The following is a 16310-nucleotide window of genomic DNA, read 5'->3' on the forward strand; positions in this document are numbered from 1 at the left end:
CCACCCGCCGGCCGCCCGGTCGGCGTCCCGAGGCGTTGACATGCCGTGCGCGGCCGACCATGCTAAGCAGTCGCTTAGACATCACAGGAGAGGGCCGGGACATGGCAGAGCCGAGGATCTTCACCTCCGTCGACGATCTGAAGGCGGCGGTGGGCGAGCAGTTGGGGCACACCGACTGGCTGGAGGTCGACCAGAAGCGGATCGACCTGTTCGCGGAGGCCACCGGCGACCACCAGTGGATCCACGTGGACCCGGAGCGGGCCGCCTCGGGGCCGTTCGGCACGACCATCGCGCACGGATACCTGACCCTGTCCCTGCTGCCGCTCTTCGGCCCGCAGCTGATCAAGGTCGAGGGCGTGAAGATGGGCGTCAACTACGGGACGAACAAGGTGCGTTTCCCCGCCCCGGTCCCGGTCGGCTCCCGGCTGCGCTCGACCGCCACGATCACCGGCGTCGACGACGTGCAGGGCGGCGTCCAGGTGAGCGTCGCGTTCACCGTGGAGCGCGAGGGCGGGGACAAGCCGGTGTGCGTCGCGGAGTCCGTGTCCCGGTACTACCTCTAGCCGCGCCCCTCCGGCACGGGCCGCGTCACCCGGCGCCCACCATCCGCAGCACGAGGTCGGCGTAGAGCGCGCCGACCTGCTCGGGGGTCCGCGGGCCGTCGACGTTGAACCAGCGGGCCACGTCGATGCAGAGGGAGAGCACGGCGAGGGTGGTTCCGTGCACGTCGAGGACGTCGAACTCGCCCGTCGCCACGCCGTCCTCGATGATGCCGCGCACCTCGGCGTCGACCTGGCGGCGCAGCGCGAGGATCTCGGCGCGCGCCTCGGGACCGAGGGAGTCCAGTTCGTACTGCACGACCCGCGCGGTGGTACGGCCGCCCGCGTGCCAGCGGACGAAGGAGCTCACCGCGTCGGCGAGCCGCTCGGTGGCGCTGCCCTCGCCCGAGGCCGCCACGCGCAGGATCTCCACGGCCTTCTCGTGGCCGATCCTGCTGATGCGGTGGAGGAGTTCCTCCTTGGTCTTGTAGTGGATGTAGAGCGCGGCCGGGCTCATGCCGGCACGGCCCGCGATGTCACGGGTCGTCGTGGCGTGGTAGCCGCGCTCGGCGAAGGCCTCCACCGCGGCGACCAGCAGCCGCCGGGCCGCGTCGGGCGTGACCTCGCCCCACGCCGACGTCTCGCCGTCGGCCGTCTCGTTGGCCGTACTCATCGCTTCGCCCCTCTTCACCGACACGGTCACCACCATACCGCCGAAGGTGAGCGGGCGCTTAGCGTGCCGGCCCGGAGCTCTCGAAGGGGCTGTACGACGGGGCCGCCGCCTCCTGCCGGTCCCGGATCACCTTGGACAGGGTGAAGGCGGAGGTGACGAGGTACAGGACGGCGACGCCGAGGAAGGCCCGCACCCAGGCGTCGGCGTCCAGCTTGAAGATGCCGATGGCGGTGGCGCCCATGGCGATGGAGAAGGACGCGACGGCCTGGCCGTAGAAGGCGGCCGTGTTCTGCTGCTTGCCCGATGTGTCACTCATGGGGACAGCTTCGGCGGACGGGGCCGGTGCCGCATCCGCCGGCGTACTCAGAACGTACTCAGAACGCGGAAACCCCCGTCAGCGCCCGCCCGATGACCAGCTTCTGGATCTGGCTGGTGCCCTCGTACAGGGTCATCACGCGGGCGTCGCGCAGCAGCTTGCCCGCCGGGTACTCGTCGATGTAGCCGTAGCCGCCGAAGACCTGGAGGGCGTTGTTGGCGGCGCGGACGGCCGCCTCCGAGGCGAACAGCTTGGCCTTGGAGGACGCGACGGCGAAGGGCAGACCGCGGTCGATCAGGTCGGCGACCCGCCAGGTCAGCAGCCGGGCCGCGTCCACGTCGACGGCGATGTCGCTGATCAGCTCCTGGACGAGCTGGTGGTGGGCGATGGTCTTCCCGAACTGCTCGCGCTCGCCCGCGTACCGGACGGCCACGTCCAGCGCGGCCTGGGCGATGCCCACACAGCCCGCCGCCACCGACATCCGCCCCTTCGCCAGGGCCGACATGGCGACCGAGAAGCCCTTGCCCTCCTCGCCCAGCAGCGCGGAGGCCGGGACGCGGACGTCCTCCAGGACCAGTTCCGCCGTCGCCTGGCCGCGCAGACCGAGCTTGCCGTGCAGGGTGCGGCGGGTCAGGCCGGGGGTGTCGGCCGGGACCAGGAAGGCGGAGACGCCCTTGTGGCCGGGGGCGTCGGTGGAGCGGGCGAACAGCAGCACGACGTCGGCCCAGGTGCCGTTGGTGATGAACATCTTGGTGCCGTTGAGGACGTACGCGTCACCGTCGCGCACCGCGCGGGTGGAGAGGTTGCCGGCGTCGGATCCGGTGCCCGGCTCGGTGAGACCGAAGCAGCCCACGTGCGCGCCGGAGGTGAGGCCCGGCAGCCACCGCCGCTTCTGCTCCTCGCTCCCCCAGGCCGCGATCGTCTTGGCGACCAGCCCGAGGGAGACGGACACGATGCCGCGCACCGACGAGTCCCCGCGCCCGAGTTCCTCCGTCACCAGGCAGTACGCGAGGTGGTCGCCGCCGGAGCCGCCGTACTCCTCGTCGACCGTCAGGCCCAGGAAGCCGACCTCGCCGAGCTTCTTGACGATCGAGCGGTCGACCTCCTCGGCGCGGTCCCAGGCGACGGCGTTGGGGGTGATCTCCCGGTCCACGAAGTCCCTGGCGAGCTGCCGCACGGCGGCCTGCTCCTCGCTGAGCTCCAGATTCATGCCAAGTCACCCCATTGAAGACCACTGAGACCACTGAAGACCACGGAAGACCATGGAAAGTCGCTGACGGCCGCTGACGGCCGCTGACGGCCACGGGAAGACCGCAGCGACGGCCCTTGAAAGCCGTACCTTTAAATTAGCACTGCTAGTTTCTGGGCGCAGCCCTACTATGTGCGCCATGGCCCGACCGCGCAAGCCCCTCCTCAGCACCGACCGGATCGTCCGGACGGCCCGCGCGCTCGTGGACGCGGAGGGCCTCGCGGCCGTCTCCACCCGGCGGCTCGCCGCCGAACTGGGCGTCAGCGGGCCGTCGCTCTACAACCACTTCCGCACCAAGGACGAGATCCTGGAGGCGGTCGCCGACTCGGTCAGCGCGCAGGTCGACCTGTCGATGTTCGAGGACGGCCGGGACTGGCGGACCGCGCTGCACGACTGGGCCGTCTCCTACCGGGCCGCCCTGCGCGACCACCCGAACATCGTCCCGGTCCTCGCCCGCGGCCCCGGCCGCCGGCCGGCCGGACTGCGGCTCGCCGACGCCGTCTACGGCGCGATGGTCGAAGCCGGCTGGCCACCGGCGCAGGCCACGTCCATCGGCGCGCTGATGCGGTACTTCGTCATGGGCTCGGCGCTCGGCTCCTTCGCCGGCGGATTCGTGGACGACGCCGGCGTGTACGACCCCGCCGACTATCCGCACCTCGGCCAGGCCCACCTGCTCGCCGAGCAGCAGGAGAAGATCGACGAACGGGCCTTCGAGACCGGCCTCATGGCGCTGCTGGACGGGCTGGTGCAGCAGTACGAGCAGGTCAGGCGGACGGCGTAGGACAGTTCGGTGGGCACCGAAGCGTCCGTGTCCCATCCTGGGGCGCATGACCACCAAGGACCCACGGGCGGCGCGGCTGGCCTCGCTCGCCGCACTCGTCGCCGACGAGACCCGCGCCGCGTGTCTGCTCGCGCTGCTGGACGGACGGGCCTGGACGGCCGGTGAGCTGGCCCGGCACGCGGGTGTCGCCCCGTCGACGCTGAGCGAGCACCTGGACAAGCTGGTCGCGGGCGGGCTGCTCGCCGAGGAACGGCAGGGGCGGCACCGGTACGTCCGGCAGGCCGACGCGCGGATCGCGCAACTGGTGGAGGACCTGGCCGCGCAGGTGGGCCCGGACGACGGTGAGACGCGGCCACGGAGTCTGCGCGAGGCGGGCGCCGGGACGGCCATGGCCCGGGGCCGCACCTGCTACGACCACCTCGCCGGGCGGCTCGGCATCGTGATCACGGACGCGCTGACCGGGCGCGGGCTGCTGCGGCAGGACACCGGGTTCGCGCTCACGGACGCGGGCGTCGGCTGGTTCGGCTCCGCCGGAATCGTCCTCGTCCGCACCGGTCGCCGTCCGCTGGCCCGGGCCTGCCTCGACTGGACCGAGCGGCGCCCTCATCTCGCGGGGGTCGCGGGGGCCGCCCTGTGCCGGCACGCGCTGGACGCGGGCTGGTGCGTGCGCATCGGCTCCGCGCGGGCGGTCAAAGTGACGGCGGCCGGTGAGCGCGCGCTGTCCGGCCTGCTCGGCATCGAGGCGACGGCACTGCGCTGAGCCCGGCCGGCGGTCGTGCCGGGCTGATCCCGTCCGTGGCCGTCCGTGGCCGTCCGTGGCCGTCCGTAGCCGTCCGTGGCCGTCCGCGCGGCTCCGCCCCGTCCGAAATCCGCGAGCTTCCCCCCCCTCCCCCTCCTAGTCTCTGGAGCATGATGAACGCCTCCCCGTCCCGCCCGGACCGCCGTACGGAACTGCTCGCGGCCGGTGCGGCCACGGTCACCGTGGTCCTGTGGGCCTCCGCCTTCGTGTCGATCCGCAGCGCGGGCACCGCGTACTCACCGGGCGCGCTGGCGCTCGGCCGGCTGCTGGCCGGGGCCCTGGCACTGGGGGCGATCTGTCTCGTACGGCGGGAGGGGTGGCCGCCGCGGTCGGCGTGGCGCGGGATCGCGATATCCGGGGTGCTGTGGTTCGGCTTCTACATGGTGGCCCTGAACTGGGGCGAACAACAGGTGGACGCCGGGACCGCGGCGCTGGTCGTGAACATCGGGCCGATCCTCATCGCGCTGCTCGGCGCGCGGCTGCTCGGGGACGCGATGCCGCCGCGGCTGCTGGCGGGCATGGCGGTGTCCTTCGCGGGCGCGGTGACCGTCGGCCTGTCGATGTCCGGCGACGGCGGGTCGTCGGTGCTCGGGGTGGTGCTGTGCCTGTTCGCCGCGGTCGGGTACGCGGGCGGTGTCGTGGCGCAGAAGCCGGCGCTCGGCCGGGCGAGCGTGCTGCAGGTGACGACGTTCGGATGCCTGGTCGGGGCGGTGGTGTGTCTGCCGTTCGCGGGTCAGCTGGTGCGGGACGCGGCCGACGCGCCGGTCTCCGCCACCCTCAACATGGTCTACCTGGGCGTCTTCCCGACCGCGCTGGCCTTCACCACCTGGGCCTACGCCCTCGCCCGGACGACCGCCAGCCGGATGGGCGCGACCACGTACGCGGTGCCCGCCCTGGTCGTCCTGATGTCGTGGCTGGCGCTCGGCGAGGTACCGGGGCTGTTCACCCTGGCGGGCGGCGCGCTGTGCCTGGCGGGCGTCGCGGTCTCCCGGTCCCGGCGACAGCCCGGCCGGACCACGGCAGCGCAGGCAGCCCCGGACGCCCCCGCCCCCCGGCCGCAGAAGACCACGGACACACCGACAGGCTGAGCTGTGCGGGGAGGGGGCTGGGCTGCGGTGGGGGCTGAGCCTCCGTTCGGACGGGGGTGAGCCTCCGGGTCCGGACGGGGTGAGCCGGGCCCGGACGGGGCTCAGCAGGGCTCGGACAGGGCGTCAGAACACCACCAGGGCTCGTCCGCCCTTGCCCGCCAGCATGGTGTCGAAGGCTGCCGGGATGCCCTCCAGGGCGATGCGTTCCGTGACCAGTGCGGCGAGGTCGAGGCGGCCCTCCCGGACGTGGTCGGCGAGCACCGGCAGGTCGGTCGCCGGGTTCGCGTTGCCGTAGACGCAGCCCGAGAGGGTCCTGCCCCAGTGGAAGAGCTCCAGGGCGTTGAAGGTGACCTGCTGGTCCTTGCCGCCGATGCCGACGACCGTGGTGCGGCCGCCCCGGCGGGTGGAGTCCCAGGCCGTGCGGATGGTGGTCGCGCGGCCCACGCATTCGACGGCCACGTCCACGCCCTGCTTGTCGGTGAGGGCACGGATCTCGCGGGCGGTGTTCTCCGAGGCGACCACGTAGTCGGTGGCCCCGGCCGCGCGCGCCAACTCCTCCTTCTCCGGCGAGACGTCCACCGCGACGATCCTGGACGCGCCCGCGATACGGGCCGCCTGGAGGGCCGCGAGGCCCACTCCCCCGACGCCGTACACCGCGACCGTCTCCCCCGGCCGGACCCGTGCGGCGTGGTGGACGGCGCCGTAGCCCGTGAGGACCGCGCAGCCGAGGAGGGCCGCGTCGGTGAGCGGGATGCCGTCCGGGAGGGGCAGGACGCAGCCCGCCGGCACCACCGTCTCCTCGGCGAACGCGGCGACGTTCAGGCCGGGGTGGAGGTCCGTGCCGTCCGCGGTACGGGCGTAGACGTCGGCGGCGCCGTTCAGCGCGTTGGCGCACAGCCAGACCTCGCCGAGCGAGCAGGCGTGACAGCTGCCGCAGGACGGGGCCCAGTTGAGGATGACGTCGGCGCCGGGCCGGACGCCGGTGACGCCCTCGCCGACGGCGACGACGGTGCCCGCGCCCTCGTGGCCGAGGACGGCCGGGACGGGGACCCGCATGGTGCCGTTGGACAGGGACAGGTCGGAGTGGCAGACCCCGGCGGCGGCCAGCCGGACGCGGACCTGGCCGGGTCCGGGGTCGGGCAGGTCGATCTCGGTGATCTCCAGGGCGGCGCCCACGGCGGGCAGGACGGCGGCACGAACCACGGGAACGCTCCTCAGAACTGCAGGGACTGGGTCTGGAGGTACTCGGCGAGGCCGTGTGCGCCGAGCTCGCGGCCCACACCCGACTGCTTGTAGCCCCCGAAGGGCGCGAGGGGGTTGAAGCGTCCGCCGTTGATGTCGACCTGGCCGGTGTCCATACGGCGGGCGAAGGCCACCGCCTCGGCCTCGTCGCCGGCCCAGACGGCGCCCGCGAGGCCGTAGATCGTGCCGTTGGCGATACGCAGCGCGTCCTCCTCGTCCTCATAGCGGATGATCGACAGGACCGGGCCGAAGATCTCCTCCTGGGCGAGGGTCATGTCCGGGGTGACGTCGGCGAACACGGTGGGGCTGACGAAGTAGCCCTGTTCGCGGGGGGACTCAGGACCTCCGGCCACCAGCCTCGCCCCCTCGGCCAGGCCCTTCTCGATGTGACCGCGCACGCGTTCCTGCTGCTTGGCGTTGACGACGGGGCCGATGCGGTCGCCGTACTTCGCGGCGGCGGCCGCGGCCAGCTCGACCGCCTCCTCGTACCGCTCCCGGTGCACCAGCATCCGCGTCCAGGCGCTGCACGTCTGACCGGAGTTGGACATGACGTTGGCGACGCCCACGTTGACGGCCTTGGCGAGATCCGCGCTCGGCAGGATCACGTTGGCGGACTTGCCGCCCAGTTCCAGGGCGACCTTCTTGACGGCGGCGCCCGCCGTCGCGCCGATCCGCCTGCCGACGGCGGTGGAGCCCGTGAAGGAGACCAGGTCCACGTCGGCGTGCTCGGCGAGCGCCTGCCCGGCGACCGGGCCGAGACCGGTGACCAGGTTGAAGACACCGGCCGGTACGCCTGCCTCGTGCACCGCCTCGGCGAAGAGCTGGGCCACCAGCGGGGTGTCCTCGGCGGGCTTGAGGACCACCGTGCAGCCCGCCGCCAGCGCCGGGGCGACCTTGGCGACGATCTGGTGGAGCGGGTAGTTCCAGGGCGTGATCGCCCCGACCACGCCCACCGGCACGTGGTGGACGGTGGAGTTGCCGACCTTCTCCTCGAAGGAGTGGGTCGCCGCGATCTCGGCGTAGGAGCCGGCGACGGCGATCGGCACGGCCGCGTGCACGTTCTGCGAGAACTTCAGGGGCGCGCCCAGTTCCGCGGTGACCGTCTCGGCGATCTCGTCCTTGCGGGCCACCAGGACGTCCCGGAGGGCGGCCAGGCGCGCGGCCCGGTCGGCGGGGGCGGTCGCCGCCCAGCCGGGCAGGGCGGCGCGGGCGGCCCGTACGGCGGCGTCGATGTCCTCGGCGGTGCCGGCGGGGACCCGGGCGAGAACCTGTTCGTCGACCGGGTTCACGACGTCGATGGTGTCCGGGCCGGTGGCGGGGCGCCACTCGCCGTCGATGTACATGCCGTCGTGTGCCTTCATCGTGCGTCCTCCCGGGCGGGGCTGCGTCGTCCGCGTCACCAGCTGGCGACCACCCCATAAACTAGCGGCGATAGTTTTCCGGCGCCAGGGATCTCCGGGACGTCCTGCGGACACCGGGGCGGGAGGCGGGTCCCCCTCCTCGCGGCCGGGAGGCCGGTCCTACTCCCCCAGGCGGGAAGACGGGTCCCACTTTTCCAGGCCGGAGGGCCGGTCTCACTCGCACTCCTCCGAGCCGGGAGGCCGGTGTCACTCCTCCAGGTCCGGGAGGCGCGCCGGAGCCGGGCAGATGCGTTCGCCGTGCTGGTCGAAGACGAACAGGTGGGCGATGTCGACGAGCAGCGGGATCTGCATGCCCCGGCGGAGGTCGAGGTCGGGGGTGGTGCGGACGACGAGGTCACCGGGCAGGCGGGCGTCCGGCCGCTGCGGCGGCGGGTCCGCGTCCGCCGGGTCGTCCAGGACCACCACCGGGCCGGCCCGCAGCGCTCCCGCCCGCTCCCGGAAACGGCCCAGGACCGTGCCGCCCCGGCGGCGGCGGCGCCCGGCCGGGCGGGCGGCGGGGCGCGGCGCCTCCAGGTCCGGTACGAGGGCGGGGCTGGAGCCGGTGTTGAAGTGGACGAGCACCTCGTGGCCCTGGAACTCGACGTGCTCCACCAGACCGCTGATCGCGACCTCGCCGGGGCGGGCGGCGGACGGCTTGGCGAGCCGCACGGCCTCCGAACGCAGGCCCACGATGACCTCGCGGCCCTGCTGGACCCGGAGCAACTGGTGGTCCAGGGACAGGGGTTCGGGGAGCCGCAGGAACTGTTTGCCGAGGCTGATGGTCATCGCGCCGTCGAGCGGGGCCCGGACCAGGCCCCGGAGCAGGTTGATCCGCGGGGTGCCGATGAAAGCGGCGACGAAGACGTTGCGGGGCAGGGCGTACACCGAGCGCGGGGTGCCCACCTGCTGGAGGACGCCGCCGCGCAGGACGGCCACCCGGTCACCGAGGGACATCGCCTCGGCCTGGTCGTGGGTGACGTACACCGTGGTGACGCCCAGCTCGCGGGTGAGGGCGGCGATCTCGGCCCGCAGGTGGTTGCGGAGCTTGGCGTCGAGGTTGGACAGCGGTTCGTCCATCAGGAAGGCGGAGGGGTGGCGGGCGATGGCCCGGCCCATGGCGACGCGCTGGCGTTCGCCGCCGGAGAGCTGGCCGGGGAAACGGTCGAGGAGTTCCTCGATGCCCAGCATGCGGGCGGTGGCGTCCACCCGGGGGCGCGGGTCCTCGCCGGGTGCCTCGATGCGCAGCGGGAAGCCGATGTTGCCCCGGCTCGTCATGTTCGGGTAGAGGGCGAAGTTCTGGAACACCATCGCCATGTCCCGCTCGGAGGGGACCAGGTCGTTGGCGTACTCGCCGTCGAGCAGCAGCGCTCCCTCGGTGATCTCCTCCAGACCGGCGATCATTCTGAGCACGGTGGACTTGCCGCAGCCGGAGGGGCCGAGCAGCACGAGGAACTCACCGGGCGCGATGTCCAGCGACAGCCGGTCCACCACGCGGACGCCTCGCGTGTAGGTCTTGCTCACGTCGTGCAGAGAGATGGCGCGTGTCATGGCAGGTGCCCCCGGGGGCTCACTGAGCGAACGCTGGTGCTCCGCGGTCGGACGCCACGTGCGGGTCGTACGGGGCGTGTGGGCCACGGAAGCTAACGGATTGTGTGCGCCCGGGGAAGATGTGTGGCGGGATCGGACGGTCCGGTCCAGCAAGTGAGAAAACGGACGGCCGGATTCAGGAGGTGGTGCGCCCGAGCCGACGGGGCGTGCCGTCCGCGGGCGCCGGTGCCGGTTCCTGTCCGGGACGGCCCGGCGAGCGCAGCGCGACCCCCGAGGACAGCAGCAGCAGCCCTGCGAGCATGACGAACGGGGCCGCCACGCCCGCGACCCCGGCGACCAGGCCCGCCGCGGCCGGGGCGGCGACCTGACCGAGGCGGTTGCCGGTGAGGCGCAGGGCGAGGGCCGTGGAGCGGGCTCCGTCGGGGGCCGCCTGGACGACCGTCGTCATGGACAGCGGCTGTCCGACGCCGAGGCAGAAGCCGAGCGCGGCCAGCATCAGGGCCAGCGCCCACACGGGCACCGGCAGCGCGATGCCGGCGCACAGCACCGCCGCCAGCAGACAGGTCACGGTGAGCAGGAGGGCCCGGCCGAGCAGCCTGAGCAGCGGGGTCAGCACCAAGCGGCAGGCGATCGTGGCGGCCGCGCGGAGGCTGAGCAGGAGACCGATCACGGACGGGGCGATGCCCCGGTGCTCGCCGACCACCGGAAGGTAGGCGGTGAGGATGTCGGTCGCGGACAGCACCGACAGGCTGATGAGCATGCCCGCGGGCACGCCCCGGGCGCGCAGGATGCGCTGGACCGGGACGCGGTCGCCCCGGCCGGTACGGGACGGGGCGGTCGTACGGTGTTCGATCCGCCACAGCGACGTGAACGCGACCGCGGCGCCCGCCCCCGCGACCAGCAGGGCGAGCGCGCTGGTCCGCGCCATGTCGGGGCCGCCGATCAGCGCGCCGGCCGCGATCGGCCCGACCAGCTGCCCGAGCGAGGCGCCGATGGTGAAGTGGCCGAAGTTTCGGTCCTGTTCGTGCGGCGCGGACTGGCGGGCGACGAGCGACTGGGCGCCGATCACGAAGCAGAGGTGGCCGAGGCCCATCACCCCGCTCCAGACCGCCATCGTGGCCAGCGAGTCCGCGAGGCCGCTCAGGGCGCAGCCGCCGGAGATCAGGACCACGCCGGCCGGCAGCAGGGGCGCGCAGCGGCCGTGGTCGGTGCGACGGCCCAGCGGCACCGCGACGAACAGCGGAAGCAGCGCGTACACACCGGCGATGACACCGATCGCCCGCTCGTCCGCGCCCAGCGCGAGAGCCCGGTAGGACACGGCGGGCCGGGCCATCGACACCGCCCCCTGCGCGAAGCTGAAGGCGATGACCAGGCGAAGCAGCCAGCCGCGGTTCCCGCCGGGCCCCATGATCGATTCCTCCGTGGTAGGCACGAGTCCGGTCAGATGATCCCGAAGAGCATGCCCGCCCCGAGGATGATCAGGCAGGTGAGCGCGGCCCACTTGACCACGAACCGGGTGTGGTCGCCGAACTCCACCTTGGCCATGCCGACCAGGACGTACACGGCCGGGACGAGCGGGCTCGACATGTGCAGCGGCTGGCCGACCAGCGAGGCGCGGGCGATCTCCAGCGAGGACACGCCGTGCGCCTGGCCGGCCTCGGCGAGGACCGGCAGGACGCCGAAGTAGAAGCCGTCGTTGGACATGAAGTAGGTGAGCGGCAGGCTCAGCAGGCCGGTCACGAACGCCATGTGCGGGCCCATGGAGCCCGGGATGATGTCGACCAGCCAGTTGGCCATGTGCTCGACCATGCCGGTGCCCTGGAGGACGCCGGTGAAGACGGCGGCGGCGAAGACCATCCCGGAGACGTTGAGGACGTTCTCGGCGTGGGCGGCGATCCGGGCCTTCTGATCGGGGAGGTGCGGGAAGTTCACGCTGAGCACCAGGGCGGCGCCGATCAGGAACAGCACCGGGATCGGCAGCCACTCCATGATCATGGCGGTGAGCAGCACGACCGTGAGCAGCGCGTTGAACCAGTACAGCTTGGGGCGCAGGGTGGACCGGTTCGGGTCGAGGGCCTTGAAGTCGTCGTCGTCCTCGGCGTCCGAGGCGGCAGGGGCCGCGTCCGCGTCGGTGCCGGAGCCCGCGCCGCCGGTGCGCACCGGGGTCTTGCCGTCACCCGGGCCGCCAGCCGCGGAGCCGCCGGCGCCCACCAGGACCGTCTGCGTCTCCTCGGCCTTCTCCTCGACCGTGCCGTGGACCTTCTCCTCGACCAGCACCTCGTCCAGCGTCAGCACGCCCAGCCGCCTGCGCTCGCGCACACCGAGGACGTACGAGAGGACGAAGACACCCAGCAGGCCGACGGCGAGGGCCGGGATCATCGGGACGAAGATGTCGCTGGCGTCCAGCTTCAGCGCGGTGGCGGCGCGGGCGGTGGGGCCGCCCCACGGCAGGGTGTTCATGACACCGTTGGCCATCGCGGCGACACCGGTCATCACGACCATGCTCATCTTGAGGCGCTTGTACAGCGGGTACATCGCCGAGACCGTGATCATGAAGGTGGTCGAGCCGTCGCCGTCGAGCGAGACGATCGCGGCGAGCACGGCGGTGCCGACGACGATCCGCATCGGGTCGGCCTTGCAGAACTTCAGGATCCCCCGGACGATCGGGTCGAAGAGACCGACGTCGATCATCACCCCGAAGTAGACGATCGCGAACATGAGCATCGCCGCCGTGGGGGCGAGGCTGGTGACGCCGTCGATGACGTAGTCACCGAGCTGGGCGCCCTTCCCGACGAACACACAGAACAGTGCCGGGATCAGCACGAGCGCCGCGATCGGCGACATCTTCTTCAGCATGATCAGGACCAGGAAGGTCGCGATCATGGCGAAGCCGAGGATGGTCAACATGAGTGGATACCTAACGTTCGCCCTTGAACATCCCACCTGGGACGGCGGTGCGTTGACGTTAGGTCGCGCCGAGGAGTGTTAACAAGACGTTGACATGCGAGCAATAAGCGCAAAACTGCTGGTCACGGCTTTGCTCAGGTCAGGGGCGTGAGCTTTTCGGTCATCGGGGCCACCTCGACGGGCACTCCGTTGAGGACCGCGTTGCCCGACAGGGGGTCGAGCAGGCTGCCGTCGAGGAGCTGGTTGACGTTCACCCCGGGGTCGGCGGAGGCGTGGCTGAGCCGGGTCCCGGGCCGGTCGTGGCCCCAGCCGTGCGGCAGGCTCACCACCCCCGGGCGCACGCCGTCGGTGACCTCGGCGGGGGCGGTCACCGCTCCCCCGGCGCCCTTGACACGTACGGCCGCCCCGTCCCGTACGCTCAGCCGCTCGGCGTCCTCGGGGTGGATGTGCAGGGTGCAGCGGTTGGTGCCGCCGGTGAGGGCGGGCACGTTGTGCATCCAGCTGTTGTTGGAGCGCAGATGGCGGCGGCCGACGAGGACGAGGCCGCCGGGGCGCTCCCGCAGCGCCTGCCGGAGGCGTGGCAGGTCGTCGGCGATCGGCTGCGGCAGCAGCTCCACCTTGCCGCTGCGGGTCTTCAGGGGCTGCGGCAGCCGGGACCGCAACGGCCCGAGGTCGATGCCGTGCGGACGCGCCAGCAGCCTGTCCAGGCTGAGCCCGTCCGGCCGTACGCCGAAACCGTCGCCGTAAGGGCCGAGGCGCAGCATCATGTCGAGCCGCCGCTCGGGGCCGTTGTCGCCGGTGAGCTGTGCGGCGAGTTCCTTCGGGTCGCGGCCGTGGACGGGTGAGTGCGGCTCCCGCACCGCCTTGCCGAGGGTCTGGTCGATCACCAGCGCGTCCACCGCGGCCGGGTCGGCGCCGTGCATGCCGGTCACGGCCAGGGTCAGCCGGGCCAGGATCTCGGTCTCGGCCATCCGGCCCGGCTCCAGGGGCACGGCGGGCCGGGTGTAGCGGACCTGGTTGCGGACGGCGAGGGTGTTGAAGGCGAAGTCGTGGTGCGGGCTCTGGGCGGGCGGGGGCGGTGGCAGGACGACGTGGGCGTGGCGCGAGGTCTCGTTCAGGTACGGGTCGACGCTGACCATGAAGTCGAGTGACCCGAGGGCCTTGTCCAGCCGGTCCCCGTCGGGCGCGGACAGGACGGGGTTGGCGGCGACGGCGATCAGCGCGCGGACCGGCTCGCCCTCCTCGGTGGCGGTGTCGATCTCCTCGGCGAGGGCGGAGAGCGGCAGCTCCCCCTTGGCCTCCGGGTGGCGGGCGACCCGGGAGTGCCAGCGGCCGAGCGCGAAGCCGTGGCCGGGTCCGGCGGGCCGGGGTGTCCGGTCGGTGGCCGCCTGCGGGAAGAGGGCGCCGCCGGGCCGGTCCAGGTTGCCGGTGAGGAGGGTGAGGACGTCGACGAGCCAGCTGGCCAGGGTGCCGTGCGGGACCGTGCAGCTGCCGATGCGGCCGTAGACGGCGGCGGTCGGGGCGGCGGCCAGTTCGCGGGCGAGGGCGCGGATGGTGGCGGCGTCCACGTCGCAGGCGCCGGCGGCGGCCTCGGGGGTGAAGTCCCCCATGGCGGCCCTGAGTTCGTCGAGCCCTTGCAGATGCGCGGCCGACCGGCCCGGGTCCACGAGGTCCTCCTCGAAGAGGACGTGCGTCATCGCGGCGAGCAGCAGGGCGTCGGTGCCGGGGCGGATCGCGAGGTGCCGGTCGGCGAGGGCGGCGGTGCGGGTGCGGCGGGGGTCGATCACGGTGAGGGTGCCGCCGCGGGCCTTGAGCGCCTTGAGCCTGCCGGGGAAGTCGGGGGCGGTGCACAGACTCCCGTTGGACTCCAGGGGGTTGGCGCCGATCAGGAGGAGGTGGTCGGTGTGGTCGAGGTCGGGTACCGGGATCGCGTTGGCGTCCCCGTAGAGCAGGCCGCTCGACACGTGTTTGGGCATCTGGTCGACCGTGGAGGCGGTGAAGAGGCTGCGGGTGCCGAGTCCGGCGATCAGCACCGGCGGGTAGAGGGCGCCGGCCATGGTGTGCACGTTGGGGTTGCCGAGGACGACGCCGACGGAGTTCGGTCCGTGGCGTTCGACCAGGGGCCGGATCCCGGCGGCGACCGCGTCGAACGCCTCCTCCCAGGTGGCCTCCCGCAGCTCCCCGTCCCTGCGGACGAGCGGGCCGCGCAGCCGGTCGGGGTCGCCGTCGACGGCGCCGAAGGAGGCGCCCTTCGGGCAGATGAAGCCCCGGCTGAACACGTCGTCACGGTCACCGCGGGCGCCGGTCACCCGGGTCCCCTCGATGGTGAGGGTGAGGCCGCAGGTGGCCTCGCACAGGGGGCAGATGCGCAGTGCGGTGCGGGGCGCGGGGGTGGCGGGCACGGGTCCTCCCGGAGGACGGCGGCGACGGTGACGCTCGGACTCGGAGTGAGCATACCGACCGGTATGCACGGGCGGGAGGCCCTGCGTGAGGTGAGATCGGCCGGCACCGGCCGCCGGTGCGGGCCGGACCCGTGCGAGCCGTCAGTCCAGTACCCGCGCCAAGTACGCCCGCAGCAGCTCCCGCGTCTCCTCGATGATCTTCTCGTCGCCGCCGGGGCCCATCCGGAAGGCGAGGTGGACGAGGGTGTCGGCGGTTTCCACGGCGACCAGGAAGACGCGGCGCAGCTCCTCGTCCGGCGCCCGGCCGAGGGGGCCGGAGAGCAGGTCGGTGAGGCGGTCGGCGACACGGTGGTTGGGCTCGGCGTGGCGGGCGCCGACCGGGATCTGGTTGCCGAAGTCGACGAGGGAGAAGCCGGGCGCGGTGCGTTTCATGGCGAGGTACTCGTCGAGCACGGCGTCCATCGCCGCGCGCCAGCCGCCCTCGCCGGTCCCCTTGAGGCGCTCGGCGACCCGCTCGGTGTAGCGCTCCAGGTTGCGCTGGGCGAGCGCGTCGGCCATCGCGCGCTTGTTGCCGAAGAAGCGGTAGACGGAGCCGATGGGGACCTGGGCGCGCAGGGCGACGGCCCGGGTGCTCAGGGCGTCGTAGCCGACCTCGTCGAGCAGGTCGGCGCAGGCGTCGAGAATCCTGGTCAGCCGTTCGGCGCTGCGCCGTTGGACGGGCGCACGGCGGAGCGATGTCTCTGGGGGCACGGGCTTCATGATGCCTTTCCGCCATGATCCGGGGAACCTCGCCCCTGAGTGCGCGGCGGGATGCCTGGCGCGCCCAGTGCGCCGTTCACGCTCCCGTCGGACGCCGGTCCCGAGGCCGTGATGTCGGCCGTGCTCTCGACCGGTTCGCCGTCGACGGCCCACACCGTGCCGTCGTCGGCGTACAGGCGCGCGGTGAGGTGGTGCGTGCCGTGCGGGACGTAGCGGTCCGAGAGACGGTACGCGGAGGTGCGCAGGACGGCGACGGGGTGTCCGTTCACGAAGAGGCGGGCGACACCGCGCCCGGCCACCGCCTCCGCCTTCGCGCCGGCCGGCGAGAAGCGGAAGCCGCGCAGGGTCAGCCGTACGTTCCACCCGCCGTCGCCCTCGGCCGGCTGCACCTCGATGCCGACGTCGGGGGCGCTCTCCTGGTCCACCTCGCGATAGTGGCGCCCCTGCTTGTCCGTGTCCTCCAGGAGCTCGCCCACCGGCGAGGGCGAGTCCCCGTTCGTCCCGTTCTGCTGCGCACCGCCCGGGCCGCAGCCCGCGGATCCGGTCAGCAGCAGGACACAGACCGCGAGCACGGCAAGAAGTCTCCGCGTCCACGACATGCCGGGGA

The 16310-nt window shown here is 72.9% G+C and carries 15 protein-coding genes; 4 read left to right on the plus strand and 11 right to left on the minus strand.

Annotated features, from left to right (window positions below; translation table 11 throughout):
- The first annotated feature begins 101 nt into the window (after positions 1–101).
- Positions 102–563 carry a MaoC family dehydratase gene (locus ACWD0J_RS08795; protein ID WP_451495053.1) on the plus strand — a complete coding sequence of 154 codons (462 nt, stop codon included), beginning with the start codon at positions 102–104 and terminating at the stop codon, positions 561–563.
- A gap of 25 nt (positions 564–588) precedes the next feature.
- Here the strand turns inward: ACWD0J_RS08795 and ACWD0J_RS08800 are convergent, their stop codons facing one another.
- From ACWD0J_RS08800 to ACWD0J_RS08810, 3 genes are read right to left on the minus strand one after another with little or no spacing between them, the layout of a single operon-like run.
- Positions 589–1212: a TetR/AcrR family transcriptional regulator gene (locus tag ACWD0J_RS08800; protein ID WP_451495054.1), complete on the minus strand. Its 624-nt coding sequence runs from the start codon at positions 1210–1212 to the stop codon at positions 589–591.
- Between the two features lie 58 nt (positions 1213–1270).
- Positions 1271–1528: a YiaA/YiaB family inner membrane protein gene (locus tag ACWD0J_RS08805; protein WP_451495055.1), complete on the minus strand. Its 258-nt coding sequence runs from the start codon at positions 1526–1528 to the stop codon at positions 1271–1273.
- 58 nt (positions 1529–1586) lie between these two features.
- Positions 1587–2738 (minus strand): acyl-CoA dehydrogenase family protein, encoded by a 1152-nt coding sequence (locus tag ACWD0J_RS08810; RefSeq protein ID WP_451495056.1) that lies wholly within the window; start codon positions 2736–2738, stop codon positions 1587–1589.
- Positions 2739–2916: 178 nt separating this feature from the next.
- Between ACWD0J_RS08810 and ACWD0J_RS08815 the strand changes: the two genes are divergently transcribed.
- From ACWD0J_RS08815 to ACWD0J_RS08825, 3 genes are all read left to right on the plus strand, one after another.
- On the plus strand, positions 2917–3558 hold the full coding sequence (locus tag ACWD0J_RS08815) for a TetR/AcrR family transcriptional regulator (protein WP_451495057.1): 642 nt from the start codon (positions 2917–2919) through the stop codon (positions 3556–3558).
- Positions 3559–3604: 46 nt separating this feature from the next.
- Positions 3605–4318 carry an ArsR/SmtB family transcription factor gene (locus ACWD0J_RS08820; protein ID WP_451495058.1) on the plus strand — a complete coding sequence of 238 codons (714 nt, stop codon included), beginning with the start codon at positions 3605–3607 and terminating at the stop codon, positions 4316–4318.
- Between the two features lie 149 nt (positions 4319–4467).
- Complete coding sequence (locus tag ACWD0J_RS08825; protein WP_451495059.1) at positions 4468–5445, plus strand: DMT family transporter; 978 nt, start codon at positions 4468–4470, stop codon at positions 5443–5445.
- A gap of 123 nt (positions 5446–5568) precedes the next feature.
- On the opposite strand, the gene ACWD0J_RS08830 is transcribed toward ACWD0J_RS08825, so the two are convergent.
- The 8 genes from ACWD0J_RS08830 to ACWD0J_RS08865 form a co-directional block, all read right to left on the minus strand.
- Complete coding sequence (locus ACWD0J_RS08830) at positions 5569–6648, minus strand: Zn-dependent alcohol dehydrogenase (protein ID WP_451495060.1); 1080 nt, start codon at positions 6646–6648, stop codon at positions 5569–5571.
- Between the two features lie 11 nt (positions 6649–6659).
- Positions 6660–8048: an aldehyde dehydrogenase family protein gene (locus tag ACWD0J_RS08835; RefSeq protein WP_451495061.1), complete on the minus strand. Its 1389-nt coding sequence runs from the start codon at positions 8046–8048 to the stop codon at positions 6660–6662.
- Positions 8049–8294: 246 nt separating this feature from the next.
- Positions 8295–9635, minus strand: a complete 1341-nt coding sequence (locus ACWD0J_RS08840; RefSeq protein WP_451495062.1) for an ABC transporter ATP-binding protein — start codon at positions 9633–9635, stop codon at positions 8295–8297.
- Positions 9636–9810: 175 nt separating this feature from the next.
- A complete protein-coding gene (locus ACWD0J_RS08845; RefSeq protein WP_451495063.1) occupies positions 9811–11043 on the minus strand; it encodes an MFS transporter in 1233 nt (410 codons plus the stop codon).
- 32 nt (positions 11044–11075) lie between these two features.
- Positions 11076–12542, minus strand: coding sequence for a CitMHS family transporter (locus ACWD0J_RS08850; protein WP_451495064.1), 1467 nt, complete (start codon positions 12540–12542; stop codon positions 11076–11078).
- 134 nt (positions 12543–12676) lie between these two features.
- Complete coding sequence (locus tag ACWD0J_RS08855; RefSeq protein ID WP_451495065.1) at positions 12677–14944, minus strand: molybdopterin oxidoreductase family protein; 2268 nt, start codon at positions 14942–14944, stop codon at positions 12677–12679.
- 141 nt (positions 14945–15085) lie between these two features.
- Entirely contained in the window at positions 15086–15703 is a 618-nt protein-coding gene (locus ACWD0J_RS08860) for a TetR family transcriptional regulator (protein WP_451495066.1), read from the minus strand.
- Positions 15700–16302: a hypothetical protein gene (locus tag ACWD0J_RS08865; protein WP_451495067.1), complete on the minus strand. Its 603-nt coding sequence runs from the start codon at positions 16300–16302 to the stop codon at positions 15700–15702. Before ACWD0J_RS08865 ends, ACWD0J_RS08860 begins: the two co-directional genes overlap by 4 nt.
- Positions 16303–16310: the final 8 nt, after the last annotated feature.

It is taken from the genome of Streptomyces sp. NPDC003011 (assembly GCF_053591515.1).

Excerpts from the sequence above, each read along its gene's own strand:
- ACWD0J_RS08820 (WP_451495058.1), top strand. The coding sequence starts at position 3,605 with ATGACCACCAAGGACCCACGGGCGGCGCGGCTGGCCTCGCTCGCCGCA.
- ACWD0J_RS08815 (WP_451495057.1), top strand. The coding sequence starts at position 2,917 with ATGGCCCGACCGCGCAAGCCCCTCCTCAGCACCGACCGGATCGTCCGG.
- ACWD0J_RS08825 (WP_451495059.1), top strand. The coding sequence starts at position 4,468 with ATGATGAACGCCTCCCCGTCCCGCCCGGACCGCCGTACGGAACTGCTC.
- ACWD0J_RS08845 (WP_451495063.1), bottom strand. The coding sequence starts at position 11,043 with ATGGGGCCCGGCGGGAACCGCGGCTGGCTGCTTCGCCTGGTCATCGCC.
- ACWD0J_RS08835 (WP_451495061.1), bottom strand. The coding sequence starts at position 8,048 with ATGAAGGCACACGACGGCATGTACATCGACGGCGAGTGGCGCCCCGCC.
- ACWD0J_RS08800 (WP_451495054.1), bottom strand. The coding sequence starts at position 1,212 with ATGAGTACGGCCAACGAGACGGCCGACGGCGAGACGTCGGCGTGGGGC.
- ACWD0J_RS08840 (WP_451495062.1), bottom strand. The coding sequence starts at position 9,635 with ATGACACGCGCCATCTCTCTGCACGACGTGAGCAAGACCTACACGCGA.
- ACWD0J_RS08850 (WP_451495064.1), bottom strand. The coding sequence starts at position 12,542 with ATGTTGACCATCCTCGGCTTCGCCATGATCGCGACCTTCCTGGTCCTG.
- ACWD0J_RS08805 (WP_451495055.1), bottom strand. The coding sequence starts at position 1,528 with ATGAGTGACACATCGGGCAAGCAGCAGAACACGGCCGCCTTCTACGGC.
- ACWD0J_RS08810 (WP_451495056.1), bottom strand. The coding sequence starts at position 2,738 with ATGAATCTGGAGCTCAGCGAGGAGCAGGCCGCCGTGCGGCAGCTCGCC.
- ACWD0J_RS08795 (WP_451495053.1), top strand. The coding sequence starts at position 102 with ATGGCAGAGCCGAGGATCTTCACCTCCGTCGACGATCTGAAGGCGGCG.
- ACWD0J_RS08860 (WP_451495066.1), bottom strand. The coding sequence starts at position 15,703 with ATGAAGCCCGTGCCCCCAGAGACATCGCTCCGCCGTGCGCCCGTCCAA.
- ACWD0J_RS08865 (WP_451495067.1), bottom strand. The coding sequence starts at position 16,302 with ATGTCGTGGACGCGGAGACTTCTTGCCGTGCTCGCGGTCTGTGTCCTG.